The sequence below is a fragment of the Pseudovibrio sp. JE062 genome, assembly GCF_000156235.1.
In the GTDB taxonomy this organism is placed as follows: domain Bacteria; phylum Pseudomonadota; class Alphaproteobacteria; order Rhizobiales; family Stappiaceae; genus Pseudovibrio.
This window is the reverse complement of sequence record NZ_DS996806.1, coordinates 398,370-424,893: the sequence shown is the minus strand read 5'-3', so window position 1 is coordinate 424,893 and position 26,524 is coordinate 398,370. Positions and strand designations below refer to the sequence as shown.

Below are 26,524 nucleotides of genomic sequence, written 5' to 3'. Positions count from 1 at the left end.
TTGATCTGATGAGAAAGCTGGCAATCACATTCTTCGCAGGCCTGATCGCGCTGGCAGCTGGCAGCGCAATCGCCGCTCCAACCCTGCGCCCAACAGTGAACGTCACAGGCCCAGTCGTGACCATCGGTGATTTTTACACCGAAGCTGGAGATTTGGCGCAAACACCAATCTTCCGCAGCCCAGACCTGGGAACCACAGGTAACGTTTCGGCGCTGATCATCGCGCAGCAAGCACAAGCGGCTGGCTTTATTCAGGCAGACACCAACGGCCTCACCACCGTGAGCGTGCACCGCCTGTCCATACCGGTTGATGAAGTGCTGATCACAGACATTCTGCGCAATGCATTTGCTGAGCGCGCCAGCGTGCAGCCGGATGAAATCGAGATCTCCTTCAGCTCACCACTTCCGGTGAACCTGCAAGCAGACGCAAACGCTATTTCACCGCTGACCATCGGCCACATCAACTGGACACCGCGCACAGCACGCTTCAAAGCGATCCTGAACGTCGTGCAGGAAGGCCAGAGCAAACCGATTTCCGTCATTGGCAACGCTTCTCAAATGGTCTCCATCACAACACTCGCTCGCAATCTGGATCGCGGCGCTATCATCACCGCAAACGATGTCCGCCAGGAACGCAAGCCAGCTTCCCGTTATGCAGGACGTGAGTTTCTTGCTGCTGCCGATCTCATTGGTATGGAAGTGCGCCGAAATATGCGCTCCGGCTCTACAATCACCCCACGCGACGTCAGCACACCTGTTCTGGTAAAACGTGGCGCGAAGGTGACTGTGCTCTACAAAATCCCGGGCATGAACATCTCCACTCAGGGCAAAGCCAAATCTGAAGGCGGCAAAAACGACCTGATCGAGATCCTGAACCCAACCTCAAAGAAAACAATCCTTGCAGAGGTAATTGGCAAAAACATTGCCGTCGTAACCACTTCCAACACGCAAGTCGCGGCTGTACTGGGGAACCGTTGATGTCCAGAACTTCTTCAGCACACAAACTCAAACAATACGCTGCAGTCGCAATTGGCCTCTTGGCTCTTGCGGGCTGTGAAACAGCTGACAAGCTTTCCAAGGTTGGTCAGGAACCTGCATTGACTGCAATTCAGGATCCACGCACCCAGCCGGGCTACCGCCCTGTTCAAATGCCGATGCCAGTGAAAGAAACGGAACGCTACAACGCCAACTCACTCTGGCGCACAGGCAATCGTGCATTCTTTCAGGATCAGCGCGCAAAGCGTATTGGCGATATCGTAACAGTCAATGTCACAATCTCTGACGAAGCAGCTTTCGAGAACTCCTCCAGAAGCTCCCGCAGTGATGCAAAGAACTCTGGTGCTGGCGGCGCACTGGGAGCAGCGATCAACACACTGGCCCTTCCTGCCAGCGCGTCTGCCGACGCCCTCGCCTCCATCAACAGCTCTGATACCTTCCAAGGCAGCGGCTCAATCGACCGCACGGAGAGCTTGAAGACAACGGTCGCCGCAGTGGTGACACAAGTTTTGCCAAACTCAAACCTTGTCATCGAAGGCCGTCAGGAAGTCCGCGTGAACCATGAAGTACGCGAGTTGATCGTAGCAGGTGTTATCCGTCCGCAAGACATTGCATCAGACAACACGGTTGAGAGCACAAAGATCGCTGAAGCACGCATCGGCTACGGTGGACGCGGACAGATTTCTGTCGCGCAGCAACCACGCTATGGCAGCCAGGTGCTCGACATCGTTCTTCCATTCTAAAGTTCAAAGAACCCAACGCCGCTCAATAAGCTCCCCGGCTTGAGCGGTACATAAAGCGAGCTCGGCAAAATGCTCCCCAGCATGCCGGGCTCGTTTTCTTTTAAAGGCACCAGCCCCACCCCAAAACTAAACAAGGGAAGCACAGCAAAGCTATGCTTCCCTCGTAAAGTCATACTTCAAGTAATAGTGCCTACAATATTAGGACCACAGCTTGAAAGGCGATATCCTGTCTCCCAGAGGATCAGTCATCCCGATAGATTTTCTCGCGACGCTCGTGGGCTTCCTGGGCCTCGATTGAGAGCGTAGCGATAGGTCGCGCATCCAGTCGGCGTACAGAGATTGGCTCGCCAGTCTCTTCACAATAACCGTAGGATCCGTCTTCGATGCGAGCAAGAGCAGCGTCAATTTTGGAAATCAACTTTCTCTGCCGGTCGCGCGCACGTAACTCAATCGACCGATCGGTTTCAGAAGAAGCACGGTCAGCCAGATCTGGATGATTTGTGCTCTCTTCTTGAAGCGCAGCAAGGGTCTCCTTGCTCTCTTTCAGAATATCTTCCTTCCACGCAAGCAGCTTTCTACGAAAGTACTCGCGCTGTTGGTCGTTCATGAATGGTTCATCCGGAGATGGACGATAATCAATTGCGACATCAACTGCCATCTGAAACTCCGCCTATTTATATTGGCGGCTGGAATATAACGAGAGGAACCTGAAACAACAATCTACTAAAAAGATGAAATTGTCTAAGAACACAATTATTCAGTGTATTCAGCAACTTATGCGGTTGGAAACCTTCATAACTACCGTAACTAGATAGGCTATTCTACGTAGTGACCAAGCTTTGCGAGCTCGATTCTTGCACGCAATTCAATATCTTCGACAACCTTGTCGAGGCCAGGATTGCCGCTCTTCACCTGCATGGACAAGTTACCAACAAGCCGTTCCAGACGCTCTGGTTGCACCTTACCCTGCAGCAAATCAATCCGCAGCGCATCCAATTGATCGAGCAGCTTGTTTCCATGCTGAACAGCACGGCGCTTGTCATCAACCTGCACGTCCATCTGCTGAAGCGCGAGAAGGGAATCAACACCCTGAAGTGAAGGGGTCGGGACACCTGCCTGAGACTGCGCAACAGTCGTGGTTTCTTCCTCGATAGCAAACGCACCCGCCTGCTCGCCTTCAGAACCCTTACGACGTTTTGTGCCCACTTTACTCGTGGAGTTCAAACCAGAAACCGGAGTGCTGCGTACAAGCAAAACCTTACCCTCAGAGCTTTATTATTGGACAACAAGTTAAACCCGAACGCATTTGCCGAGCTGATCACGCAAAAACTTTACCAAGCAGGCAACAATTGCCGCATTAAAATTTGCAGTGCTTTAACTTTTATCCACCCCCTACTAAAAATACCCAGTAAATTCAGCAGGTTAAAAATTAGCAAACAACGCCCGGCAACTGGCACAATATTCGCATCATTGCGGCAAGTGTGAATTGTATAGCCGGGTACCAATGCGCTCTTTCGCAAGTTTACGTAGAATCGCCGCAACGGCATTGCTGATCCTTTTTGGCGCGACCTTACAGGCAAACGCCGCCTCCAGGATCAAGGACATTGCTGATTTTGAAGGCATCCGAGACAACCAGCTGATCGGGTACGGCCTCGTCGTCGGCCTTCAGGGCACAGGTGACTCGCTGAACGCCTCACCGTTCACCCGGCAATCTTTGCAGGCCATGTTGGAGCGCTTGGGTGTCAACACCAACGAAGCTGACCTGAACACCAAAAACACTGCCGCCGTTATGGTAACAGCCAACCTTCCTGCGTTCTCGACACAAGGTACCCGCATTGATGTCACCGTGAGCGCATTGGGGGATGCTAAGAACCTACAAGGCGGCACATTGCTTGTAACCCCTCTGATGGGCGCTGACGGTGAAGCCTACGCCATCGCACAGGGTCCGCTGGCGATTGCTGGCTTTGCAGCACAGGGCGAAGCTGCCTCGGTCGTTCGAGGCGTTCCAACATCAGGCCGCATTCCAAACGGCGCACTTGTTGAACGTGAAGTGGAATTCAAACTCTCTTCACTTAGCTCCATTCGCCTTGCTCTGCGAAACCCGGACCTGACCACATCCCGCCGCATCGCAATCGCTATCAATGAGCTGATTGGCCTGCCAACAGCAGAACCTCTGGACCCGGCAACGGTTCGTCTGACACTACCGAAGCAGTTTGATGGCAACATTGTCGATCTCATCACCGACATTGAACAGCTCATCGTAGAGCCGGACCTGCCAGCGAAGATCGTCATCGACGAAAGCTCCGGCATCATCGTCATGGGCCAGCAGGTAAAAGTTTCCACTGTTGCTGTCGCACAAGGCAACCTGACCGTAACAATTGCAGAATCTCCTGAGATCGTTCAGCCTCTGCCATTCGCGCAAGGTGACACAGCAGCTGTACCGCGCTCAGATGTTCAGGTGACCGAAGACAACCGTCAGCTCGCACTGGTCAACGAAACAATCACACTTCAACAGCTTGTAGATGGCCTGAACGCTCTAGGCATTGGCCCAAGAGATCTGATCTCCATCCTACAGGCAATCAAAGCCGCTGGCGCCCTTCAGGCAGAAATTGAGGTCCTCTAATGCTGCAACAAGCACAACTCCCCTCACCTGCTCTGGCAAGCTCAGCAGAGCTGATCAACGGTGCCAAGGCAAATGGCAACGCACCCGCAGGCAAAGACCCGCTCTGGGAAAAAGCTAAGGAATTTGAGTCTGTGTTCCTCAATGAGATGCTGCAAAACATGTTCACCGGCCTGGATGAAGGTGGAACATACGGCACCGAAGAAGGCTCAGATGCGTGGAAATCCATGCTGATCAATGAGTACGCCAACACAATGTCTCAATCTGGCGGCATTGGTATTGCAGCTTCAGTTCATTCGCAATTACTACAACTTCAAGAGACCGCAGTATGACCAATCACTACGAGGCTGAAACTGTTCAGAGTACAGTATCGTTTGAAGAAGAACCGATCCAAACCCAGCTGCAAGCTGAGGTCTTCTGCGAAAACTTTGAAACCGCAATGGAGAATCTGGTCACCATTATCGAAGCAGAGACAGAACTGCTGCGCGACGGACAGATTTCAGAGCTCCCAACAGTTGCCCCCAAAAAGCATGCCGCAATCGAGTCCTATCTCTCCGGCATCCGCGTCGCGAGCGCCAACGCAATTGCACTGGGCAATCTTGCGCCGCAGTCCATTCAACGTATGCGGGAACGCCACGGCAATTTAAGACCAATTCTGCAAACCAACCTGCAAGTTGTCTCAACGGCACGTTCAGTTACTGACAACGTCATTGAAACCGTTGCCAAGGCTGTTGGATCACAAATGAAAACAAGAGGTTACGGCGCCAACGGGATGATGAGCGCACCTCAGAGATCTGCCCAGGGCATCGCCGTTAACCAAACCCTCTGATCCACGCCATATTAAGCGTGCATATTAACGAAATACCCTGAAGACCGCCCAAGCACTCCCTGAAAAATAAGAGTATTTGGCGGTTTTCAGTCGTATTTCTCTAAATATTTAGTAAACTTCGAGCATTAAGATTAATCTTATTTAAGAACATTCCCCATAAAGTTGTCCGAGAATGAAAACGTGGGGGACATTATGGAAATAGTCGCACAAAGACCAACACTCTTACATCAAGCACTAACAACACAGGCTGCACCTGTGAAGTCGGATACCGAACAGGTAAAAACTGAACTCGCCGGCGCTCAGGCTGTCACCGCCTCCTCAGAATCCTCCGAAAACTCTACCGCCTCCGAGAAGTCCTACCTCTCAGACTCCCGCCTAGGCATCATCCCAAGCAAACCGAAGGATGAAGAGAGCCGTGTCGAACGCGGTTACAATTACGATGAGGAATCCGAAGAGCTGATCTATGCGATGACACAGCAGCCAGAAGGCGAAGTCATCTATGAACTTCCTTCTAAAACGGCTCGCCGCATTCAGGCTTTCCTGGATGAAGTGCTACAAGCACAAGAAAAGCGTAATCTGGGTGGTGAAGCAAAAGCCGTTGAGCCAACTGCCTACGAAGCGAAGCAAGCAACTGCACAGCAAGAGCACGCCGCTTAAGCTGAACGCGTTCTACGCCTCAAAATTACTTAATCTAAGAGCCCTGCCGCCCCCGCTGCACGGCTCTTTTTTTGTGTGCGATAACACAACATAAAAACGGCCCACCCGCTATGCAAACGCAAAACAACGCACACACCAACTCAAAAGAAAAACGCGCCCAAAATGAGCGCGTTCTCCCAAAATCTAAATCTGAAACGAAGCTTATCGGATAAGCTGCAGTACAGACTGACCAGCCTGAGTTGCCAGAGACAGAGTAGAAGTAGCAATCTGGTTCTGAGTGTTCAGAGCCGCCAGATTTGCACCTTCCAGGTTGGAATCAGCAAGCGTCAGCTTACCAGCACCAACCTCGAGTGTGTTGATAAAGTCAGCTGTAAAGTCTTGACGGTTGGTCACAACAGACAGGTTTGTACCAAAGGTAGAAGCCTGTGCACGCAAGTCCAACTGAGCCTGACGAACCTGCTCAAGGGATTCCTCGATCAAAGCATCTGAGCCCCAACCACGACCTTCGCGTGCAACCTCATCAGCTTCAATCTGCTGCTTAGAGGAAACACCGAGGTCACCGCCGTTACCATCGCCCTGATAGCCTACTTTAAAGAAGCTACCACCGTCACCAACAGTCGTATTGTCTACAACCAATGAGTTAGATGCAGCATCAAATGAAGCAGACAAACCGTCAACACCATCAAACGCATCAATCAGATTTTGAACTGTTGTGTTCTCATCGATTTCGAGGATTGTTCCAGAGGTAGCCCCCTCTTTCTGCAAGGTGATTTTGTCACCATTCGCAAATCCTTCAAGATCAGTCAGCTTTACAGCATTCGTATCTGTATTCGCGCCTGCACCTGTGATGTCGACATCAGCTAGCCCTGCTTCAGCAGCACCGGCGCTTTTTACGTACTTGAGTTCTATGTTAGCAGCTGCTTTGTCGATCTTAATTGATCCATCAGCTTCCAACGTAACTTCAGCATCCTGGTTACCAGCTGTTTCACGAATCTTGGTCTGTAAAGCAGAAGTGATATCAGACAGCTTAGTAATGTCTGTAACTTCGATGACCGTCTCACCACCAACAGTGAAGGAACCACCCTCAGCTAGCTCTAGAGTATCTTTCGCAAACGTATTGGCTGTAGCAGGGTTAGGACCAGCGGTCTGAACAACAGCAGTTGATCCTGTTGCTGTACCTGGCGCTGCACTCAAGATATCATCTGCTGTAATACCGAGCTTAAACGCCTGCTTTCCGTCTAACTCTTTAACTTCACCAATAGTTTCATCAATTCCACCGAGTTTAATGGAGGAGTTCTCTGAATCTAGATCAGTGTAATCAACAGCAGAAATGTTCAGCTTCGAAGAACCATCTTCGTTGAACTTCACGAGCAAGTCGTTGCCATCACCACCCAGAAGGTTTTTGCCCTTATAGCCAGAGTCTTTAGCGATGTCTTCAATCTGAGTACGTAGCTCATTGAACTCAGCAGCATATTTTGCGCGAGTTTCATCGTCCTTAGATTGCAAAGCCTGGTTTGCTTTACCTTTTGCAGCATCGAGCAGCTTATCAATCGCAGAAATACCTTTATCTGCAGCTTCCAATGTAGAAACAGACTGTCCGATATCGTCCTGAAGGTTACTCAGGTCAGATGCACGGGAGTTCAGAGAAGACGCGGTGAAGAAAGAATTCGGGTTATCAAGAGCAGAGTTGACTTTCTTACCAGTGGAAAGACGCTCTTGAGTATCGCTGATCAAAGAAGCAGTGCTCTGAAGTGTGTTCAGGTTCGTGCGCACCGCTGCGGTGAGTGTAATATCAGCCATTTCTATAATTCCCTTCTAGGATAATGAATGACCCTTTCTGGGTCACAAACGCAGCAAAATAATTACTGAGTTTTAATTGGGTACAATTACCCGTCCTGCGAGTAAAGGGGGAACGTGTTAACAAGCGCTTAATAAATCAGGGATTGTAGCGGTGATCATAGTGAGGATCTTAAAAGTGAAAATTTTACTCAATTAATTCAGCTAGATAACTCAGAAGCCACCTTAGACATCACGCCAATATTGTCTGTGCATATTTCTTGGGTCAGTACTTAGATAAACCTCGCAAACAGTTCAATCTGCCATGCATCAAGTCGAGTTCGGGAAATTCAATTCAGAAACGCTCTAAACTTGATCAAAATTCGAAATAAATCGCTGAATAACTCGTAAGAATTAACTAGATTAACCTTTTGGTTGCCATCATAGTTAAGAGTGCTTTGAAGGAGGCTGCATGGCGCTAAAGGTAGAACTCAAACCCGGAGAAAAATTGATTGTTGGTGAAACACTTATCACCAACGACAAGCAGCGTGCACGCTTTTTTATACAAGGCGACGCGCCGATCCTCCGTGAGAAAGATATTCTGCTACCTGAAGACGCCAGCACGATGGCACAACAGGTATACCTTGCAGTCCAGGTTATGTATTTGAAGCAAGATATAACGGTTACTCAAAAAGAGTACTTCGACGTTATTGGGAAGATCTTGCAGGCCGCACCAAGCACACGCGACCTTATCAGTGATATCAGCCACGCAATATTGCGGGAAGAGCTCTATCGCGCCCTGAAGCTCGCGAAGAAACTGATTGAATATGAAAGGACTTTGATAAGTCATGTATCAACAAGCAACTCAGGCATATCAGCAGTCCGCGAACACCTCGGCCTCAGCGGATCCGAGAGCTCTGGAAGCTGAAGCTCTGATGAAAGCTGCAGCACGCCTTTCTGTGCTACAACGTGAGTGGGATACAGTTTCACGCGAAGAACGGAATGAAACACTCATATTCAATCGCACGCTTTGGACAATTTTTGTAACCGAGGCAACAGCAAGCCACAGCGAGTTACCTCTTGAGCTTCAAAACAACATCGCAAATCTAGCGCTGTTTATGTTCAACAGAACTATCGAAATGATGGGTGGAGAAGAACCAGAGGCGCTCGAGACAATGATAAACATAAACAAATCTCTGGCAGCTGGCCTCAGGGGACAAAAAGCAAATATCTAAAGTAAAAAGCCTCCTATTTAAGGAGGCTTTTTGTTATCTCAAAAAGTTTGTAATACCTAGATTTAAAAGGATGGAGGTCGCCTGAAAGGACGCCTCTAAATCAGTCCGCAGGACAGCGATTTCAGTACCGACTTCTGTCTTATCTACATTTTCTAAGCTCGTCAGCGTGTTTTGATAAGTCAATGCAGCTTGCTTTTGACGTTCTGCAGTACGCTTTACGGTTGTATTTACAACCGACATCTCAGAAGCAACACTTTGAATTCCAGAATTTCGATCACCTGCGACAGACAGAGCATCATCACTTTTCTTCGCAAGTGAAGAGTAATAAGACTTAGCTACAGCTTCACTCGCCTCATCATCAAGCGTTACAGCAGTAAAGTCCGCAGCAACGAACACAGCTAGATTCTGCAATTGTTCGGAGAAGGCTTTCTCGTTTGCACGAGCACCGTACTCAACCCGCACATTGTCATCAATCTGAACGACCTTATCAGCACGCGGATCATCGCCGTTCTCGGTGCCAGTATACCAATCCACCAGTAGATCTGTTCCAGTCTCATAACCAGAACCATCTGCTTTCGGCACTTTTGGAGCTGGGTCAGTACGTCCATGGTTGCCAAAAAACTCTTCACCAGCCTGAACATCAGCAACTGCTCGAAGCTCTGTCTTAGCTATTCCGCTAATAGCCTTATCAAAAGCAGCTTGAGCATTCTGGGCACTTTCAAGAGTGGGATCGGCACCTGTACCGATCAGAAAAGTCCCCTCACCCGCATCCGGATCATCCGTCGCAGTGAGTTTGACTACTGATTTGCTACCATCAGGAAGTTCAAGTTCAACTTCAATCGTATCACCAACCTCCGGCGTATCATTAAAAGCGAACGTCCCTTTTTTTCCCTGAAGGTTGAGTGGGTCAGAAACATCTTCTGGCACAACAGCAGTCGTCACATCAGTAGAGGATGCAGTGACGGAGTTGATCTGAAAACCAAACCCCTCAACATTGTCTTGTTGAAGGGTAAGTGTTGGTACACCAGCAGGACTGGTTACACTAGACTCAATTCTTCCATTTTCAGAAGCGCCGATATGTGCGTTTTCGTAGCGCTTCATCAACTCTTTGAGGCCAAGCTTACCACCTTGCCCATCCATAATTGCATCAAGCGAAGCAACAGGAGGCTCAGTCGCATCCTTGCCACCAAACAGATAGTAACCATTCACTTCTGAGTTCAACTGCGAAATCGTCTCATGCAGCATAATTTCAGTTGCTTGCTGGCTTGTTGTTTGGCCATCAGTCGTCAGCGTGTAGTTATTATCATCGATAGCGCTCACACTCTCAGCACGCATCTTCTCCATGTGCTCAAGAGATTTGCCCATCAAATCCAACTGAATACTCGCGATCGCATTTGAATCCTCATAGATACCAATGTTCGAGATTTCTCGACGCAACTCCAGAGCCATACGGGAATCGGAGCTAATTCCACCATACGTCTGCGACTTCAGGCCAGAAGTCAGCTGGATCGATTTGTCTTCCAACTGCGTCTTCTGCTGCATCAGAAGGTCAAGCATGTAACTATGGGATCTTGAATAACCTATAGTATTCATTTGAGTAGCCTAATCTCTAAAGCAAAGTTATGCGATTCTGAAAAGTGTATCATACATCTCATCAATGGCCGACAGGACACGTGCGTTAGCTGCATAAGCATTTTGCAACTCAGTCAATTTCACAAGCTCTTCGTCCACATCAACCTTATAGCTGTTCTCATAGGCATTCTTGGCAATACTGGTAACAGCTTTAGAGTTGCTTTCAGCAGACGTTGCCGCACTAGCAATTTGACTTTGCTTGACGACAGTCTCAATCCCAAAATTAGAGATAGTTCCAACATACGGAGCGTTCTTTGCCCCAACGCCTGAGCTTGGTGAGAATGTGAATTCTGTCTTGGTCAGCCGGTCCTTCAAAAGATTGGCACGATCTGAACTTTGCTTATCAGCCTCACCTGCGAGCAAGCTGGGGTCATCAATGACTGCCTTATTGACTGTCATACGTTGAGCAAAACCAGTCTTTTGTCCACCATCTTCCAGTGCACCTGTATATGGAACACCATCTCCTTTTGAATCGATAAAGAGCGGAATTTCGGATCCATCAGCAACAGTAACTGTCCTAGTATTTTTCGCAGTGAGACCAGTAACTTCGATTGTTCCAGGACTCGTTGGCGCCAGCACTTTAAGCTCACCACCGGCATCAACAGAAACATCAAACCCTGCCCCTAACGCGCCAGAAATTTGGCTTTGCAGAGAAGCAGATGTCGCAGGGATTACAAGCCCATGCACGATATCACCTGAGTCAGCTGTCGCATCAGACGAAAGCGGCAACAAGCCAGGATCCGTAACAGCTACAAATGTTACTTTGCGGCTCTCACCATTAACCTCAAACTCAAGCTCGATAGTATCACCAGATGAGTTAAGGTTAGAGGTATCAACACTCAGTCCAGTCGCAGTTGGCGGCGCCCCACCATCATCAGCAGCAGCACCTTCAGATGTCTGCTGTGACAATGAGAGTGCCATCTGACTTGCCAACTCATCAAGACGTGACTGTGTCTCCGGTAAAACATCGTCTCGAAGTTCAACCAAAGCTCCGATACTGCCACTTTTCAAGTCAAACGACGTCAACTCCATCACAGCACCTGACTGAGACTTTACTTCGATCGGATTACCTACAACACCTACACCGAGTGTCGGCTGAGGAGTAAACTGCAGTTCAGAGGCGCGATCGTTGTAGAGTGTGGTGCCAGATTTAGTCGAAATACGCAGCAGTCCGTCGTTGTCCTGCTTAATCTCAACATCCATCTTTTCCGTCAGAGCTTCTAACTGCCTATCCATCTGATCTTGCAAATGCGCTGTTTCTCGACCAGCAGAACGTTCTAGGACGATGCTATCCTCCAAACTCTCAATCTCTTTCAAGATGGAGTTCACCTCGGAAACATCATCTGCAATTGCTGCATCAGCATCTCGGCGCATTTCCTGCACTTGTTTTGCAGAAGTATTGATGCTTCTCGACAACTCCTCAGCAGCATTGACTGCAACTTCTTGAGCACTTTGTGAGCTAGGGTCTGTCGCTAAGGATGTTAGAGCATTTGTGAAGTTGTTCATAAGGCTTGGGATCGAACTTGGATCCCCCACCTTCCCAAACATCTGATCGAGCTGCTTAATATAATCGTTGTACTGGGTCGCATATGCGGAGTCGCTCAAGCTTTCCCAATAAGCAGATTGAAGTTGGGTATTGACCTGTCGCTGTACATGGTTTGTCAACACAGACGACGATGACGTCGAAGTATTATGTACTTCCGTGCCAACAATCGTCTTTAGCGTGTATCCATCAACATTCGCATTCGCGACGTTCTTTGATGTAACAGCTAACTGTGCCTTAGTAAGCGATAGTCCAGACATCGCGGCATTAAGAGCTGCTCCGAGTCCCATACCCTAAACTCCCAAATGCGTGAAGGCAGACCACCGCCTACCTCCTCGGCAATTTATCGCACAATGTTAAGAACTGAATCCAGCATCTGGTTCGCAGTCGACAGAACCTTCGAGTTTGCCGAGTATGCTTGCTGGGTGATAATCAGCTTGGAAAACTCTTTAGCAATATCGGCATTTGAACTTTCAAGCGCCTTCGCACGAATGGTTCCACCATTACGGAAATCAGGTTCACCGGATGTTGATGTTTCTGAGAATGCCGCACCATCAACACGCTGCAGCTCATGCTCTGCAGCGAAAGTGGCTACAGGGATTTTGAAAAGCTTCTGGGACTTATCATTTGAGTACTTCCCGATCACATTACCTTCCGCGTCAACAGAAACATCCTGCAACTTACCGGAAGGGAAGCCATCTTGAGATGTACCAATATTGGATGCGCCACCAATTACATCCTCGTACTGCGTCAGGTCATCAAGACCAAATTTAAGGGTGATGTCGCCCATACCAACACCATTGACCTCAAGATCAGGGATATCAACCAAGCCAGATGCCGGGGACGTCAACCGACCAGCCGCATCAAATGACATATCACTGATCTTTTTCCAGGCCACTTCATCACCTGTTGCCTTGGTGTTAGTATTATAAAAGAGTGACCATTTGTTTTCAGCATTAAGCGCCCAACGGAGTTCAACGTTTACTGGCGTACCATTTTCATCGTAGACAGTCTCCTGTCCACCCGCGATGGATGACTTGATGAAGTCATCCGCTTTATCACCAGTAACTACATTAGGATCGTACGTCCCGGTTGAAGCTAATGGCTGCGGATCAAAATCCATATTCAGGAAAGTTTGACCAGGCACAGCTGTACCAGCTTGAACAACGTTAAGCTCACTTAAAGATGAAATATTGATCTTGCCATCTGCCTGCAGCTCAGCTGTTACGCCGTGCATACTACTCAGTTTGTCTAGTAAATCCTGAACTGTCGTATCTGCTTTAACGGTAAAGACTTCATCCGGATTCCCCCCTAAGCTTAACGTTATCGTATCATTGAGAGAAAACTGTTTTGCATCAGTAAGCTTTTGATCAGCAGTTAGTTTAACTGATGAGGTATCGTCCAATACTGGCGTCTGCAGTTCGTGCGGTTCAGCAAACACACTTGGATCAACATACTGAGAGTTAGCTGCACCATCTGTCTTCTGATAGTTCGCAGTCGTTGGCTTAGACGGCAGGTTTGCTTGATAGTTAATCTGCGTTGAGGGCTGTGCAGGCATAGGAGCATCAGACACCTGAATTGGAACAGCCCGGTCGCTTACCGCACCAGTAGCAGGATTAATTGGGTACCCCTGCAAAAAGTAACCTGCTGAATTTACTAGATTACGCTCTGTATCCAATTCAAAATCACCGGCACGCGTATAAAAGCTCTCAGGCGTCTCCTGACCAAGGCCATCGCGGTTTGTCACAAGAAAGTACCCTGGACCATTAATCGCCATATAGGTGTTACGATCCGCAGACGTAATATCGCCAGACAAGTAGTTTGTTGCACGTGACGTAGCAATAACTGTGCCTGACACTTGCTCTGCCTGACGGCTACCCGTGCTTGAGACTAGATCAGAGAAGCTTGTGTCGAGGCGTTTGTAGCCGGTGGTCGAGGAGTTCGCCACGTTACCGGAAATATTCTCCAACGCCTTGGACTGTGCGTCCAGACCGGTCGTTGCAGAGTTGATTGCACCATAAATACTCATCGAGCCCACCTAAAATTCAAATTCGCTCAAACTTGCGCAGATTTTTGAACACTCGATGCAACTTGCATGCCAATTCAAAATACTTAATTTATTCAGCTATTTCAGTAATTTACAATTTTAACTTATTGTTAAACATAAAAATTCCCATCTAAACCCGGCAATTAACTCGCCGCACTCGGCACATAATTCCCATAGACACAAAAAAAGCCCACTCAGAACCGAAACCACTAGATAAGCCCAATGGTGCAACCCTGCAGGGATTGCCCATTGCCTATCGAGAGATTAGTGTTTTCGCCAAATCACGATGTTCAAGCAGGATTTAGCAATGAAATTTGAAGGGACTTCCCAATACGTTGCCACAGAGGATCTTCGGATCGCAGTCAACGCAGCAATTACCCTTGAACGCCCCCTGCTTGTAAAAGGTGAACCGGGAACCGGCAAAACCGTCCTAGCTCAGGAAATCGCGCAAAGCCTTGGCGTCCCATTTCTTGAATGGAACGTCAAATCAACGACAAAGGCACAGCAAGGCCTGTATGAGTACGATGCGGTTTCTCGCCTGCGCGACAGCCAGCTCGGCGATGAGCGTGTAAAAGACATCCGCAACTACATCCGCAAAGGCAAACTCTGGACTGCCTTTGAGATGGACGAACGCCCGGTGCTGCTGATCGATGAGATTGACAAAGCAGACATCGAGTTCCCGAACGATCTCCTTCAGGAACTGGATCGCATGGAGTTCTTCGTTTATGAGACTGGTGAAACCGTAAAGGCCAAGCAGCGCCCAATCGTGATCATCACCTCCAACAACGAGAAAGACTTGCCGGACGCTTTCCTGCGCCGTTGCTTCTTCCACTTCATCAAGTTCCCTGATGCAGAGACCATGAGCGAGATCGTCAACGTTCACTTTGGTCAAATCAAAGATCGCCTGCTCAAAGAAGCACTGAACGCCTTCTATAACCTCAGAGATCTGCCGGGCCTGAAGAAGAAGCCATCCACCTCTGAATTGCTGGACTGGATCAAGCTGCTCCTTAATGAAGACATTGATCCTGAGACACTGCGCGAGACTGAAAGCCGGAAGATCATTCCGCCTCTGCACGGCGCCCTTCTTAAAAACGAGCAGGACGTTCACTTGTTTGAGCGCCTCGCCTTCATGAACCGCCGCTAACGTCGATTGTTTGGCTTGAAAATGAAAAAACAAAAGAACGCAAGATTTTTGAGCCTCGCAGCACGCATGCGCGCACCTCTGGCGGCACTGATGAGCTGTGCAGTCCTACTAAGCAGCTCATTCACGACAACAGCTCAAGCAAACAGCACTATCTCTGAAAGCCTCCTCTACCAGCCACACACACTGCACAATGGTTGGCGGAAAGACGTTGATGCCCTAACCCACTTCACCGGCATGTTTTGCCCGGACTATATCAGTCAGCTCTCCAGATCTGCTTTGGTGCCGGATTTGAAGGAACTGGGAACCGGCTGCGTGTATGAGACAGAAAACGGCGAGATCAAAGTTATCTTTCGTCGTCACAAAAAAGAGACGGCCTCCATACTCATTAATAACTTCAAAAGCGGCTATCGCCAAAGTCACTTCAAACCGCTGAACCTGAAGACACCGCAGAACGAGGTCGCGTTCAGAACCGAGACAACAATGAATATGGGACGTGTCGAGAGCTTTGTCGCATACACAGCCCCTAGTGCAGATTATACCGTCTGGACATCCATCTCCGACGATCTGCCTGTGAGCGAGCTTGAGAAAATCAGAGCCCTGTTTAAGAGCTTGGCAGTGCGCATTGAGAAAGAGCAGCAGCGCAACTAATCTCCCTCAAATCGTGCGGGGAGCTTATACAATGCAGATCACACATCGCTCACCATTCATGCCAACTCCCTGAAGCACCGAAGCAAAGCCCCAAGCAAGCACCTACATTGTCGTTTAAAAGATGAAAATGCTGCATTTAATAATGTATGTATCACCAATAAATATTTCAGTAATTATGAGATAAAAACCCCATACTATTAGGGGAATACTATCGACTTCCAAATCACATAAAAAACATGTAGGTTTCAAACAGAGACAAAGCAAGTAATAAACAAATAAGTCCATCCAATATTGCTGCACTGCAATATCGCACAGCAGCATAAATACAACTTAGAATGTTTCTGCCTCTTAGGAACATAAAGTAATAACGTATAACTGGAGGGTAACGTATGCTTCGCCTAATGCTGTTGCGACACGCAAAATCCGACTGGAGTGACGCAGGCGTCCACGATCATGACCGCGCTCTAAACTCCAGTGGTTGGAAAGCTGCAGCACGGGTCGGAGCTCACATCCACCAGCATCAACTGCACCCTAAGCTCATTCTGTGTTCAACCGCACTGCGCACCCGGCAAACACTCATGGAAGTGATGCCTTATCTACGCTGCGATACCCGCATCCAGTTACTACGAGATCTCTACAACTCCAGCGAAGGCGACTACACCGATGCTATCCGGGCTTACGGCGGTGGGTTCGATACCATTCTTGTTGTCGGGCACAACACAGCCATTCAGGACACGGCTCTTGAACTGGTTGGCAAAGGCAACCCAGAGTATATCCATCAGATGGAGGCCAAATACCCAACCGGCGCACTAGCTGTTATAGACTTTGAAGCCCACCGCTGGTCAGAGGTAGAACGTAGACAAGGACGGATTGTATCCTTCTTCCAGCCGCGACACTTACAGGCTGTCTCCGGCTCCTGACTAGGAAAATTTTGCTTTACTCTACAATTATTGGGGCATTTGCGATTGCATTCCTCCAAAGAACGCACCACATCGTTCCTTGGAGGATGATCTGTGAGCCCACTGAATTCATTATTTAAAAACGCGAAGCTGGCCCTGAACGATGCGCAAACCGCATTGGACAATCTGACGGATTCAGCAATTGATCTGACAGTCCCAACCGTACGTCTGGGCGTCACCGGTTTGGCACGATCCGGTAAAACCGTCTTCATCTCTGCCCTCGTCCATAACCTTATTGCAGGCGGTCGCTTGCCTCTGCTGGATGCCGCAGGTACAGGAAGACTGGCCCGTGCCTATCTCCAGCCGCAGCCTGATGACGATGTTCCGCGCTTCAACTATGAGCAGCATGTCGAAACGCTCACAAAAGATCGCCTCTGGCCAGAATCCACGCACCAGATCTCAGAGCTGCGCCTGACAATCGAGTACGAGTCAGCCACATTCCTGAACAGACGCTTGGGCGGTGGCAAGTTGCATCTCGATATTGTCGATTACCCCGGCGAGTGGCTTCTGGATCTTGCTTTATTGAGGCAGGATTTCCGCCGCTTCTCAGAGGAAGCGCTCCGCCGAGCCAAGGCAAGACCAGATCTTTCCAAGGAGTTTCTGGAAACGCTCGCTCTCTATCAGGATAAACTCCACGATGAGTTCTCTGAGGAAGTCGCCAAAGAGTTAGCCAGCACATTCACAACGTATCTGAGCCGCTGCCGGGATGATGAGAACGCGCTCTCCATGCTGCCTCCGGGGCGTTTCCTCATGCCTGGCGACATGAAAGAAACACCGGCACTCACATTTGCTCCACTGGATTTGAGCAACACGCAGGTTAGGCCCAAAGCAGGCACGCTCCTCGCCATTATGGAGCGCCGCTATGAAGCCTACCGCAAGCACGTCGTCAGACCGTTCTTCAAGAACCACTTTGCGCGTCTGGATCGGCAGATTGTACTCGTGGATGCGCTGACCGCCATCAATGCCGGGCCAGAAGCTCTGGACGATCTGAGCCGCGCACTTACGGAAATCATGGGTGCCTTCAGACCCGGCAAGTCCAGTTGGCTGTTTTCGATCCTGTCACGCAAGATCGATCGCATCTTGTTTGCAGCAACCAAAGCAGATCACTTGCGGCGAGAAGATCACGATCATCTTGAGATGCTTCTGCAACAGCTGGTCGAAAAAGCAATCAATCGAGCAGAGTTTTCCGGCGCATCCGTCGAGACCCTTGCTCTCGCCTCTGTCAGAGCAACACGGCAAGCAACCGTCCATCACGACGGCGTCGAAACACCTGCGCTACTCGGCACGCCAATGCCCAATGAGACCATCGGCTCAATGAAGTTTGACGGCGATGAAGAAGCCGCAATCTTCCCTGGTGACTTACCAGATGACCTGAGCGACCTTTTCACGGCAGAACAAGACCAGGACAAACCAGAAGATCAGACCGCACTGAAGTATGTTCGTTTCCGCCCTCCCAAGCTGGAACGAACTGCAGAAGGACTTACATTATCACTCCCTCACATCCGCTTGGACAGCGCTATGGAGTTCTTGCTGGGAGATAAACTTGCATGACCAACAAGAAAACACATCAGCACAAGCCACAGGCGCGCCGCGCGCCGAAAGCGTTCAAACTGGATGACAGCTCCGTCCGGCTGGAAGGAGAGTTCGCCCATGAACCACTTTCTTCTGAAGCAGTTGTCTCGGAGGAAAGTGACAGCGCTCTTGCACTGCCGCAAAGCGCTATTGCACCGGAGCCCAAACCAGCAAAAAGCCGCTGGAGCAAGATCATCGCCATCGGTGGCGGCGGCCTTGTCTCCCTTGCCGTTGGCCTTGCAGTCGACAGCCTCATCAGAGACCTGTTCGCTCACTATGTCTGGCTAGGCTGGACAGCTGTTGGTCTGACAGCTCTGGCATTCCTCGGCTTGATCGGTCTGTTCTTCAAAGAATGGCGCGCACTTTCGCGGCTAGAACATATCGATCATATCCGCGACGATTTGCAAACCGCAGCTGACAACGACAGCGACAAAGAAGCCCGCGCAGCCCTGCAAAAACTGATGGCACTTTATGCCGATAGGCCTGAAACAGCCCATGGCCGCACTCAGTTGAAAGGGCATATGCAGGAGATCATCGACGGCAGAGACCTCGTTAAACTCGCAGAACGCGATCTGATGGCCCCATTGGATGCCCGCGCTCGCCTGATCGTTATGGAAAGCGCAAAGCGTGTATCTGTGGTGACTGCCCTGTCCCCGCGCGCGCTCGTTGATATTCTGATCGTACTCTACGAAAACTTGCGCATCGTACGTCGTGTATCCCGCCTCTATGGTGCTCGCCCCGGCGCTTTAGGCTTCTGGAGACTGGCACGCGATGTCGCCGCCCATCTTGCCGTAACAGGCGGCATGGCTGCAGGTGATAGCTTGTTGGAACAGTTCATCGGCCAGGGTCTGGCGGCAAAACTTTCCGCCCGCTTGGGCGAAGGTTTGGTCAACGGCTTCCTTACCGCCCGCATTGGTGTAGCCGCCATTCAGACCTGCCGCCCGGCTCCGTTCATCGCAACAAAAGGCCCTTCTCTGACTGAGCTCATGAGTGAGATAACAAAATCTGCCCCAGATGAGGTTGTAGACCAAGATTAACGAGGATCTGACAGAGCCCTGCACATCTCCTGGGCATTTGCTATGTTCAGGGCTCATAAGGCACAACAACGGCAGGCAAAGCGATGATCACACGCAAAGTCAAAGTGGTAGATGCACAGGCCCAGTGGGCCGAGGACTTCCAACAAGAACAGGAGGTCCTGCACGATCTTCTCGGAGACATCGTCGAAGGCATTCACCACATAGGCAGCACTTCCGTGCCAGACCTTGCAGCCAAACCCATCATCGACATCCTCTTAGAAGTCTCGGATATTGAAGCGCTTGAAGCTCAGTCCGCAAAGCTCATCAACATCGGCTATGTCGCAAAGGGCGAACACGGCATCGAAGGTCGTCGCTATTTTGAGAAAGGTGGAGATGACCGCACACATCACCTCCACGCCTTCAAAACCGGCGATCCGCACGTCTATCGCCACCTCGCTTTCCGTGACTACCTGAAAGCCCATCCCGAGGTACGCGAGAAGTATGCGCACCTGAAGAAGAAAACAGCACAAGACGTCAACGGCGATGTAGTCGGATACCGTGAAGGCAAAAGTAACTTCGTGGAGCTCCATCTGGCCAAAGCAATCGATTGGGCCAGAGGCTCTTACTGATCCCTATGCTTTTGCCTAAGGTGTCAAATGCACTCTCGACACCACACAGCCCTATCGCATAGTGTAACCCCATGTTTATTCAGTTTTTCGAAGAGCTCAAATCCGCTGGCCTGCCCGTCTCCGTACGCGAGTATCTAACGCTTATGGAAGCGCTGGACGCTGACCTTGCCTACAAGCGCGTCGAGGATTTCTACTTCCTCGCTCGTGCCACGCTGGTCAAAGACGAAGCCAATCTGGACAAGTTTGACCGGGTCTTCGGACACACGTTCAACGGCCTTGATCTGATGAGCGAAGTGCCAACTACGGAAATCCCTGAGGAATGGCTGCGCAAACTCACCGAAAAACACCTGAGCGAAGAAGAAAAGAAACTCATTGAGTCCATGGGCGGCTTTGAAAAGCTCATGGAAACGCTACAAAAGCGGCTCGAAGAGCAGAAAGAACGCCACCAGGGCGGCAACAAGTGGATCGGAACGGGTGGCACGTCCCCGTTTGGCGCTTATGGCTACAACCCTGAAGGCATCCGCATTGGACAGGACGGCAGTCGCCACCGCCGCGCCGTCAAAGTCTGGGACAAGCGTGAGTTCAAAGATCTGGATGACACCGTTGAACTGGGCACCCGTAATATCAAAGTTGCCCTGAAGCGCCTGCGCAAGTTTGCCAGAACCGGCGCAGCGGACGAGCTGGATCTGGACAACACCATCAAATCCACCGCTCACAAAGGCCTGCTCGACATCCACATGCGCCCGGAACGACGCAATGCAGTCAAGGTGCTGTTGTTCTTTGATATCGGCGGCTCAATGGATGACCACATCCGCGTCTGCGAGGAGCTGTTCTCTGCCGCCAAGACGGAGTTCAAAGTGATGGAGTACTTCTACTTCCACAATTGCCTCTATGAGTTCGTCTGGAAGAACAACCGCCGTCGCCATACTGAGCGCATCAACACCATGGATGTGCTCCACAAATACCCAAGTGATTACAAGGTCATTTTCATCGGCGACGCATCCATGAGCCCCTATGAGATCACATATCCGGGCGGTTCTGTTGAGCACTGGAACGAAGAAGCTGGTCATACCTGGATCAAACGTGTCACGGACCTTTACCAAAAGGCCGTCTGGCTCAATCCGGCGCGCGAGCAGCATTGGGATTACACCCATTCCATCGGCATGATGAAAGAATTGTTTGACCAGCGCATGTATCCCCTGACGCTGGAAGGACTGGATTCTGCCATGAAGGAACTTGTACGCTAACAACACTGCGTATTTAACTTCCCTCTTTTGTACTTTTACAACTAGACTGCGAATAGCTTTGAGATTTAGACAGCACCATGTGTTCAGCTGTAGCGCGTTTCCTTGCCATTTTGGAGAAGACGAGACGCAAAGCTTTAAGCTGGGCGCAAGCTGATTGCGTTAGGCAACAAGTGCACCAGACGAGCTAAGAGAGGCTATGCTGTGAGCAAATCTAATATGTGGCAACTGTTCACAAGGAAATCTGCGGGCACTCTCGCCCTCATTGCACCCTTTCTTGTAGCTAACGCCAACGCAACAACTATCCCGCCGATCAACTCACTCATCCCGGCGCTGATCATTGAAAGCTGCCTGGACAAGACAGATGCATCGCTGGATAGCCCAGAGTTTATCGACTGCCTGACCAACACCCTCACCCAGCAACATGAGGGTGAGAATGTTCATCGCAGCGATCCAACACATCGACCCTCAACCGCAAACCACATTGCCAACACGCCAGACCGCCTGGACGAAACCAACGTCGTCGTCTGCGCTTCTGAGAACGCTGCTTACACCAAGTGCAGAATCTCGAACGCCAACCGCAACTACGTCCAGCTTCTGCGCCAAACATCCAATGCACTGTGTAAGCTCAACGAGAGTTGGGGAGTGGTCCCATCACACCTTTGGACAGACAAAGGCTGTGCAGGCATCTTCTATGTGGGCAACAAACCATATTCCCGCAAAAGCGTGAACACAGTCAGCGCAACATCATCTGCGCTCAAAACACCAGTAAAGTCAGCAAGTTCTGGCGGTGTGATCACCCCGATCCCGCAACTTCCCGAGTTTACCAAAGATGGCTGGCGCAAGTGCGCACTGGAGTTTCAGGTCTGCGAACTGCCATACCCGACGACTGTTCGCTTTGGCAGACCCGGCGCTTTCTACGAGAAGACCGCTGAGGGCGATGTTCACTGCCGAACTGACTTCTTCGGAGATCCAGACCCGGCTGCTCGGAAGGCCTGTTACTACAAGCTGAAGCGGGACAGCAGCTCTCCGCAAGCTGCCCCACCAACACAAGTGGTGACACAAGACCTGCCACCACTGGAAAACAGCGAGATCGCTCCGGAAGATGATCTTGTAATCAGCGTAGCAGAACCTCTTTGGAACGCCCGCCGCGCCTGCTCCAAGCTTGGCAGCAAAATCATTGCCACTAAGAACTCCCTTTCAGAGTTGCCTCCTGTCTATCTGGGCCTTGGTACGTTCACAAATGACCAGCTGAACCAGAAGCCTGTGCTGGTGCGCACGGGCGACAAGCTGGCAGGTCGCGGTGTTTACCAAAGTCAGGGCATGTATGTGCCCTTCAACTTCTCCTGCGCACTCAACAGCAGCGGCAGAACCGCTCAGCACTTTGTGTTCCATGAGCAAAACACCGACCTCATTACGCAAGATCTTCTGCCAAATCCGGACAAGTTCCTGAATGAGAAAGCACCGCTGAATGGTTTTGACGGCGCATATGTTTGGGTATCTGGACTACCAACAGGTGATAACAACAAAGTGCTTGTTCACGGTGTACCAGAAACCGACGACACCGATTTTTATGCCCGTTGCATAGCTGGCAGCGGCGATATCGAAATCATGTTCCAGTCAACAGTTCCTGCACTTAAGCCGGGCGACAGCATCCTGATCTCACTAAGCACCAAGCGCTTCAAGGAAAGCTATGTAGGCGTTGGCAGCGCACTGGATCCGGAAGCCGGAGTTTCTCTGCCGCTTCTCACCCTAAGCAACGGCTCCTCTCTCTGGAACCGAATGGCACGGGACAACGAGCTCAAGGTCAACCTAGGCGGTTACGCGATTTACAACGTCAGCCTCAAAGGCAGCGCAAAACCAGTTCGTGACTTCATCCGCGCCTGCAGCAGCGGCAAGTAACAACTACTGCGGCTTAAAGTACTTGCCCGGTGTCGTACCAAACGCCTTGCGAAACTGTGAGATAAACGGACTTGGCCCCTCATAGCCAAGCTTGAAGGCCACATCACCCACGCTTCGCCCTGCTGAGAGCAACTCCAGCGCACGAAACAACTTCGCCTGCCCGCACCACTTCCGGTAACTCCAGCCCGTCTCATCAAAGAACCGCCGTTCAAACGTCCGCTGAGACATACATGTCCGTTCCGCTGCATCTGCAAGACTTGGCAAATGCGCCGGGCAAGACAGGATCGACTGACAAAGCTCTTTCAGCAGCGCATGATTGACCGGCATAGGCAGCTGTAACGGCGCATCCGGCAAACTCTTCAGCTGATCAACAATCACCTGAGCAATCCGCGCAACAGGCCCATCAAGCGCATAATCCCTAGGCGCTGCCATGAGCTCCTGTATCAACTCACGCAGCAGCGGTGTTACCTGCACCACCACTGGCTTATCAGAGAGCCGTGCAGACCAATCTTCACGCAAGTACAGACTTCGGAACTGGGTTTTGACAGGGTAGACCGTTCGATGCATCATCCCACCCGGAACCCACACTGCCCGCTCCGGCGGCACAACAAACGTACCCTCCTCGGTGAACACCGTGGTCGCGCCTTGCATGATGTGAACCAACTGACCACGCGCATGTGAATGCGGCTGCCCCTGCCCTCCAATGGGCATATCTACCGCATAAGCAACAATGGGTTGCGGGCGATCCACCTCATGCGGATCCATGTAAACATCAGCGTGAATAGGCATCGAACACCTCTTGGCGACTCCAAAACATTTTTTGGCAAACTAGTGCTATCACGTAAACAAACTTTTCGCTTACTTAATTGCAAAACCTTTTCATAAGAACGAAGCACCATGTTGAATATCATTAAAGACATCAGAGCCGACTGGCGCTCACCCTTTGTATTTTTGCTGGTTCTCACGGTCGCCTCACAGCTTTCATTTTCTGTGTGGTGGAACCTCATCAACAACTTCGCAGTGAACACACTCGGCTTCACCGGTCAGGAAATTGGTATTCAGCAATCCATCCGCGAGATCCCGGGCCTTTTGGCGTTCACCGTTATCTTCATGCTGCTCATCTTCAAAGAGCAGACCTTCACGCTGATTTCATTGGGCCTGATGGGCTTCGGCATTGCGATCACCGGCTACTTCCCATCCGCAATCGGCTTTTACGCCACCACCCTCATCATGTCCTTCGGCTTCCACTACTACGAGACGCTCAAGCAGTCTCTGTCTTTGCAGTGGTTGCCAAAGAAGGATGCACCGGCCCTGCTCGGCAAGATCATCGCTGTCTCGTCTCTGGTCTCTCTGTGCATCTACGGCACAATCATGCTCAGCTGGAAGACCTTTGATCTGTCCTATGAGCAAGTCTTCCTCTGGGCAGGAATTGCCGGCATGGCGCTGACCATCTTCGCAGCAGTTGCCTTCCCAAAATACAAAGCCCACGTTGAGCAGCACAAAAAGCTGATCCTGCGCAAACGCTACTGGTTGTATTATGCCCTCACCTTCATGAGTGGCGCGCGCCGTCAGATCTTCACCGTCTTTGCAGGCTTCCTGATGGTGGAACGCTTTGGCTACGAAGTGCATGAAGTTGCAGCCTTGTTCCTGCTGAACGGCGCCATCAACATGTTCCTCGCTCCCAAGATCGGCGCCTTTATCGGTCGCGTCGGCGAACGAACTGCGCTGACTTGCGAGTACATCGGCCTGATCATCGTGTTCCTGTCTTATGCCTTCGTCACCAACGTCTGGGTTGCAGGCGCGCTCTACGTGATCGACCATGCATTCTTCGCAATGGCCATCGCCATGAAGACTTACTTCCAGAAGATCGCAGACCCGGCAGACATTGCACCAACATCTGCCGTGGACTTCACCATCAACCACATCGCTGCAGTGGTGATCCCGGTTGTCTTCGGCACCATCTGGCTGTTCTCACCTGCTCTGGTGTTCATCGCAGGCGCGTCCATGGCTGCCATCAGCCTGATCCTGAGCCGCATGATCCCCCGCCATCCTGAGCCGGGTATGGAAACCGTGTGGGTCTCAGGTCGCCAACCACAGGCCGTCGGCGCCGAGTAAGCCCTTCACGATACGCAACAAAAAAGGCTGGCCCAATCGGACCAGCCTTTTTCATTTAAACTCTTAAGCTGCAGCTTAGCTCTGGCTCTCAGGGATATGAACCACCAGACCATCCATCTCGTCTGTTACACGGATCTGACAGGAAAGACGGGAAGTGTCACGAACGTCCTGAGCGAAGTCGAGCATATCCTCTTCCATTGGCTCAGGTTCGCCAGTCTTGTCATTCCATGCTGGGTCCACGTACACATGACAGGTCGCGCAAGCGCAGGCACCACCACATTCCGCTTCAATTCCAGGAACCATGTTCTTGATCGCGTTCTCCATAACGGTAGAACCAGCAGCAGCATCCACCTCATGGCTTTCACCTGATGAGGTGATGAAAGTAATCTTTGGCATATTTAAAGTCGTCCCGACCCTGATTGGCTTATTCTGTTGTCTTCAGATACATGCAGGCGCCCAGCTATTCAAGAACTTCTGAGCCAGACCTTATGGTCAAACCCGCGCAGCCAGTTTCACGTCACGATTTACGCAGCTCCCGAAGCTCAGCAGATACAGCATCAAGACAAACCTCTACAGTTGCAAGCACTGGCACCTGCCCTCCCGCAGCCTCATGCTCAGCATGCTCCAGCGCATCACCCAGAGCAAAGGCACCAACGCCGCGCGCTGATCCTTTAAAGCGATGCAGCACAGCTTTCAGCACCTCAGCACTTGACGAACCTTGCAAGCCCCGACGGAACTCATCGATCTGCTCCTCAAACATCTCCAGGATCTGACCTTGCAAATCCGGGTCATCAAACGTCACAGAAGAGAAGTGATCCCTGCATATCGCACTTGTAGTTTTATGTAGTTCCAGTGCCAAGTTGACGCCACGCCTCCAAACACAGCCAAGTGACTCAAAGTTATCAAGTTATTCGGAAAGTTGATTCGCTTGAGTGACTCAAAACCTGCCACCGCTATGACTCTGCAGTGACTCTATCCCTCATTTCCCATAGGCAACGGAATCTATTCCCCAAAAGAAAACACAGGTTTTTATTTTATGGTTAACAACATCCTACTGCCCAGATTCAAATCTAGACTCGGAGCCCCGCCACCGGCCTTCACTGCCATCACACGTTAAAATTGACAAGGTGCTCTGTTAAAGATGGTTAACAAGATTTTTCGAATTACCATCCCGCTCCAGCATCTCGCGTCCCTTGTCAGTCAACTTGCATATGAGCC

26 protein-coding genes are annotated in these 26,524 nt (G+C 50.5%); 17 read left to right on the top strand and 9 right to left on the bottom strand.

Annotation, left to right across the window (positions count from 1 at the left end; translation table 11 throughout):
* Positions 1-8: 8 nt before the first annotated feature.
* Together flgA and flgH are read left to right on the top strand one after the other, a co-directional pair.
* Positions 9-977 (top strand): flagellar basal body P-ring formation chaperone FlgA, encoded by a 969-nt coding sequence (gene flgA, locus PJE062_RS06280; RefSeq protein WP_008547535.1) that lies wholly within the window; start codon positions 9-11, stop codon positions 975-977.
* Positions 977-1,738 (top strand): flagellar basal body L-ring protein FlgH, encoded by a 762-nt coding sequence (flgH, locus tag PJE062_RS06275; protein ID WP_008547729.1) that lies wholly within the window; start codon positions 977-979, stop codon positions 1,736-1,738. The genes flgA and flgH overlap by 1 nt, the downstream gene beginning before the upstream one ends.
* Positions 1,739-1,979: 241 nt before the next feature.
* On the opposite strand, the gene dksA is transcribed toward flgH, so the two are convergent.
* Together dksA and PJE062_RS06265 are read right to left on the bottom strand one after the other, a co-directional pair.
* Entirely contained in the window at positions 1,980-2,396 is a 417-nt protein-coding gene (gene dksA / locus PJE062_RS06270; protein WP_008548072.1) for an RNA polymerase-binding protein DksA, read from the bottom strand.
* 158 nt (positions 2,397-2,554) lie between these two features.
* The gene (locus PJE062_RS06265; protein ID WP_008548082.1) at positions 2,555-2,992 is read right to left on the bottom strand and encodes a flagellar assembly protein FliX; all 438 of its coding nucleotides are present in this window, start codon (positions 2,990-2,992) and stop codon (positions 2,555-2,557) included.
* A gap of 250 nt (positions 2,993-3,242) precedes the next feature.
* On the opposite strand from PJE062_RS06265, the gene PJE062_RS06260 reads away from it, so the two are divergent.
* The 4 genes from PJE062_RS06260 (at position 3,243) to PJE062_RS06245 (ending at position 5,844) form a co-directional block, all read left to right on the top strand.
* Positions 3,243-4,361: a flagellar basal body P-ring protein FlgI gene (locus tag PJE062_RS06260; protein WP_037036187.1), complete on the top strand. Its 1,119-nt coding sequence runs from the start codon at positions 3,243-3,245 to the stop codon at positions 4,359-4,361.
* A complete protein-coding gene (locus tag PJE062_RS06255; protein ID WP_008548023.1) occupies positions 4,361-4,690 on the top strand; it encodes a rod-binding protein in 330 nt (109 codons plus the stop codon). Before PJE062_RS06260 ends, PJE062_RS06255 begins: the two co-directional genes overlap by 1 nt.
* A complete protein-coding gene (locus PJE062_RS06250; protein WP_008547704.1) occupies positions 4,687-5,187 on the top strand; it encodes a hypothetical protein in 501 nt (166 codons plus the stop codon). Before PJE062_RS06255 ends, PJE062_RS06250 begins: the two co-directional genes overlap by 4 nt.
* Positions 5,188-5,379: 192 nt before the next feature.
* A complete protein-coding gene (locus PJE062_RS06245) occupies positions 5,380-5,844 on the top strand; it encodes a hypothetical protein (RefSeq protein ID WP_008548124.1) in 465 nt (154 codons plus the stop codon).
* 201 nt (positions 5,845-6,045) lie between these two features.
* Here PJE062_RS06245 and PJE062_RS06240 read toward each other — a convergent pair whose 3' ends face one another.
* Positions 6,046-7,644, bottom strand: coding sequence for a flagellin (locus PJE062_RS06240; RefSeq protein WP_008547677.1), 1,599 nt, complete (start codon positions 7,642-7,644; stop codon positions 6,046-6,048).
* Between the two features lie 448 nt (positions 7,645-8,092).
* Here PJE062_RS06240 and PJE062_RS06235 point away from each other — a divergent pair, with 448 nt between their 5' ends.
* Entirely contained in the window at positions 8,093-8,548 is a 456-nt protein-coding gene (locus tag PJE062_RS06235; protein ID WP_008547647.1) for a flagellar biosynthesis repressor FlbT, read from the top strand.
* The gene (locus tag PJE062_RS06230) at positions 8,469-8,855 is read left to right on the top strand and encodes a flagellar biosynthesis regulator FlaF (protein ID WP_083793220.1); all 387 of its coding nucleotides are present in this window, start codon (positions 8,469-8,471) and stop codon (positions 8,853-8,855) included. The genes PJE062_RS06235 and PJE062_RS06230 overlap by 80 nt, the downstream gene beginning before the upstream one ends.
* Before the next feature lie 33 nt (positions 8,856-8,888).
* Here PJE062_RS06230 and PJE062_RS06225 read toward each other — a convergent pair whose 3' ends face one another.
* From PJE062_RS06225 to PJE062_RS06215, 3 genes are read right to left on the bottom strand one after another with little or no spacing between them, the layout of a single operon-like run.
* Positions 8,889-10,448 carry a hypothetical protein gene (locus PJE062_RS06225; RefSeq protein WP_208982192.1) on the bottom strand — a complete coding sequence of 520 codons (1,560 nt, stop codon included), beginning with the start codon at positions 10,446-10,448 and terminating at the stop codon, positions 8,889-8,891.
* A 27-nt stretch (positions 10,449-10,475) separates the two neighbouring features.
* A complete protein-coding gene (gene flgK, locus PJE062_RS06220) occupies positions 10,476-12,320 on the bottom strand; it encodes a flagellar hook-associated protein FlgK (RefSeq protein ID WP_037036184.1) in 1,845 nt (614 codons plus the stop codon).
* Between the two features lie 53 nt (positions 12,321-12,373).
* Positions 12,374-14,059 (bottom strand): flagellar hook protein FlgE, encoded by a 1,686-nt coding sequence (locus PJE062_RS06215; protein WP_008547490.1) that lies wholly within the window; start codon positions 14,057-14,059, stop codon positions 12,374-12,376.
* Between the two features lie 325 nt (positions 14,060-14,384).
* On the opposite strand from PJE062_RS06215, the gene PJE062_RS06210 reads away from it, so the two are divergent.
* From PJE062_RS06210 to PJE062_RS06175, 8 genes are all read left to right on the top strand, one after another.
* Complete coding sequence (locus PJE062_RS06210; RefSeq protein WP_008547796.1) at positions 14,385-15,221, top strand: MoxR family ATPase; 837 nt, start codon at positions 14,385-14,387, stop codon at positions 15,219-15,221.
* A 21-nt stretch (positions 15,222-15,242) separates the two neighbouring features.
* Positions 15,243-15,869 (top strand): hypothetical protein, encoded by a 627-nt coding sequence (locus tag PJE062_RS06205; RefSeq protein ID WP_208982191.1) that lies wholly within the window; start codon positions 15,243-15,245, stop codon positions 15,867-15,869.
* A 389-nt stretch (positions 15,870-16,258) separates the two neighbouring features.
* A complete protein-coding gene (locus tag PJE062_RS06200) occupies positions 16,259-16,789 on the top strand; it encodes a histidine phosphatase family protein (protein ID WP_008547393.1) in 531 nt (176 codons plus the stop codon).
* 93 nt (positions 16,790-16,882) lie between these two features.
* Positions 16,883-18,379 (top strand): YcjX family protein, encoded by a 1,497-nt coding sequence (locus PJE062_RS06195; protein ID WP_008547639.1) that lies wholly within the window; start codon positions 16,883-16,885, stop codon positions 18,377-18,379.
* Positions 18,376-19,437 (top strand): YcjF family protein, encoded by a 1,062-nt coding sequence (locus PJE062_RS06190; protein ID WP_008548129.1) that lies wholly within the window; start codon positions 18,376-18,378, stop codon positions 19,435-19,437. Before PJE062_RS06195 ends, PJE062_RS06190 begins: the two co-directional genes overlap by 4 nt.
* Positions 19,438-19,520: 83 nt before the next feature.
* A complete protein-coding gene (locus PJE062_RS06185) occupies positions 19,521-20,045 on the top strand; it encodes a GrpB family protein (protein ID WP_008547661.1) in 525 nt (174 codons plus the stop codon).
* A gap of 71 nt (positions 20,046-20,116) precedes the next feature.
* Positions 20,117-21,292 carry a VWA domain-containing protein gene (locus tag PJE062_RS06180; protein WP_008548107.1) on the top strand — a complete coding sequence of 392 codons (1,176 nt, stop codon included), beginning with the start codon at positions 20,117-20,119 and terminating at the stop codon, positions 21,290-21,292.
* 201 nt (positions 21,293-21,493) lie between these two features.
* Positions 21,494-23,191, top strand: a complete 1,698-nt coding sequence (locus tag PJE062_RS06175; protein WP_208982190.1) for a DUF3011 domain-containing protein — start codon at positions 21,494-21,496, stop codon at positions 23,189-23,191.
* Between the two features lie 3 nt (positions 23,192-23,194).
* On the opposite strand, the gene PJE062_RS06170 is transcribed toward PJE062_RS06175, so the two are convergent.
* On the bottom strand, positions 23,195-23,980 hold the full coding sequence (locus tag PJE062_RS06170) for a helix-turn-helix domain-containing protein (RefSeq protein ID WP_008547555.1): 786 nt from the start codon (positions 23,978-23,980) through the stop codon (positions 23,195-23,197).
* A 108-nt stretch (positions 23,981-24,088) separates the two neighbouring features.
* On the opposite strand from PJE062_RS06170, the gene PJE062_RS06165 reads away from it, so the two are divergent.
* A complete protein-coding gene (locus PJE062_RS06165) occupies positions 24,089-25,306 on the top strand; it encodes an MFS transporter (protein WP_008548131.1) in 1,218 nt (405 codons plus the stop codon).
* Between the two features lie 75 nt (positions 25,307-25,381).
* Here the strand turns inward: PJE062_RS06165 and PJE062_RS06160 are convergent, their stop codons facing one another.
* Complete coding sequence (locus tag PJE062_RS06160; protein WP_008547474.1) at positions 25,382-25,702, bottom strand: 2Fe-2S iron-sulfur cluster-binding protein; 321 nt, start codon at positions 25,700-25,702, stop codon at positions 25,382-25,384.
* A 121-nt stretch (positions 25,703-25,823) separates the two neighbouring features.
* Entirely contained in the window at positions 25,824-26,108 is a 285-nt protein-coding gene (locus PJE062_RS06155) for an Hpt domain-containing protein (protein ID WP_008548095.1), read from the bottom strand.
* Between the last annotated feature and the right edge of the window lie 416 nt (positions 26,109-26,524).

Excerpts from the sequence above, each read along its gene's own strand:
- PJE062_RS06235 (WP_008547647.1), top strand. The coding sequence starts at position 8,093 with ATGGCGCTAAAGGTAGAACTCAAACCCGGAGAAAAATTGATTGTTGGT.
- PJE062_RS06185 (WP_008547661.1), top strand. The coding sequence starts at position 19,521 with ATGATCACACGCAAAGTCAAAGTGGTAGATGCACAGGCCCAGTGGGCC.
- PJE062_RS06200 (WP_008547393.1), top strand. The coding sequence starts at position 16,259 with ATGCTTCGCCTAATGCTGTTGCGACACGCAAAATCCGACTGGAGTGAC.
- flgH (WP_008547729.1), top strand. The coding sequence starts at position 977 with ATGTCCAGAACTTCTTCAGCACACAAACTCAAACAATACGCTGCAGTC.
- PJE062_RS06245 (WP_008548124.1), top strand. The coding sequence starts at position 5,380 with ATGGAAATAGTCGCACAAAGACCAACACTCTTACATCAAGCACTAACA.
- PJE062_RS06160 (WP_008547474.1), bottom strand. The coding sequence starts at position 25,702 with ATGCCAAAGATTACTTTCATCACCTCATCAGGTGAAAGCCATGAGGTG.
- flgK (WP_037036184.1), bottom strand. The coding sequence starts at position 12,320 with ATGGGACTCGGAGCAGCTCTTAATGCCGCGATGTCTGGACTATCGCTT.
- flgA (WP_008547535.1), top strand. The coding sequence starts at position 9 with ATGAGAAAGCTGGCAATCACATTCTTCGCAGGCCTGATCGCGCTGGCA.
- PJE062_RS06260 (WP_037036187.1), top strand. The coding sequence starts at position 3,243 with ATGCGCTCTTTCGCAAGTTTACGTAGAATCGCCGCAACGGCATTGCTG.
- dksA (WP_008548072.1), bottom strand. The coding sequence starts at position 2,396 with ATGGCAGTTGATGTCGCAATTGATTATCGTCCATCTCCGGATGAACCA.
- PJE062_RS06225 (WP_208982192.1), bottom strand. The coding sequence starts at position 10,448 with ATGAATACTATAGGTTATTCAAGATCCCATAGTTACATGCTTGACCTT.
- PJE062_RS06210 (WP_008547796.1), top strand. The coding sequence starts at position 14,385 with ATGAAATTTGAAGGGACTTCCCAATACGTTGCCACAGAGGATCTTCGG.
- PJE062_RS06165 (WP_008548131.1), top strand. The coding sequence starts at position 24,089 with ATGTTGAATATCATTAAAGACATCAGAGCCGACTGGCGCTCACCCTTT.
- PJE062_RS06255 (WP_008548023.1), top strand. The coding sequence starts at position 4,361 with ATGCTGCAACAAGCACAACTCCCCTCACCTGCTCTGGCAAGCTCAGCA.
- PJE062_RS06240 (WP_008547677.1), bottom strand. The coding sequence starts at position 7,644 with ATGGCTGATATTACACTCACCGCAGCGGTGCGCACGAACCTGAACACA.
- PJE062_RS06250 (WP_008547704.1), top strand. The coding sequence starts at position 4,687 with ATGACCAATCACTACGAGGCTGAAACTGTTCAGAGTACAGTATCGTTT.
- PJE062_RS06180 (WP_008548107.1), top strand. The coding sequence starts at position 20,117 with ATGTTTATTCAGTTTTTCGAAGAGCTCAAATCCGCTGGCCTGCCCGTC.
- PJE062_RS06170 (WP_008547555.1), bottom strand. The coding sequence starts at position 23,980 with ATGCCTATTCACGCTGATGTTTACATGGATCCGCATGAGGTGGATCGC.
- PJE062_RS06230 (WP_083793220.1), top strand. The coding sequence starts at position 8,469 with ATGTATCAACAAGCAACTCAGGCATATCAGCAGTCCGCGAACACCTCG.
- PJE062_RS06205 (WP_208982191.1), top strand. The coding sequence starts at position 15,243 with ATGAAAAAACAAAAGAACGCAAGATTTTTGAGCCTCGCAGCACGCATG.
- PJE062_RS06190 (WP_008548129.1), top strand. The coding sequence starts at position 18,376 with ATGACCAACAAGAAAACACATCAGCACAAGCCACAGGCGCGCCGCGCG.
- PJE062_RS06215 (WP_008547490.1), bottom strand. The coding sequence starts at position 14,059 with ATGAGTATTTATGGTGCAATCAACTCTGCAACGACCGGTCTGGACGCA.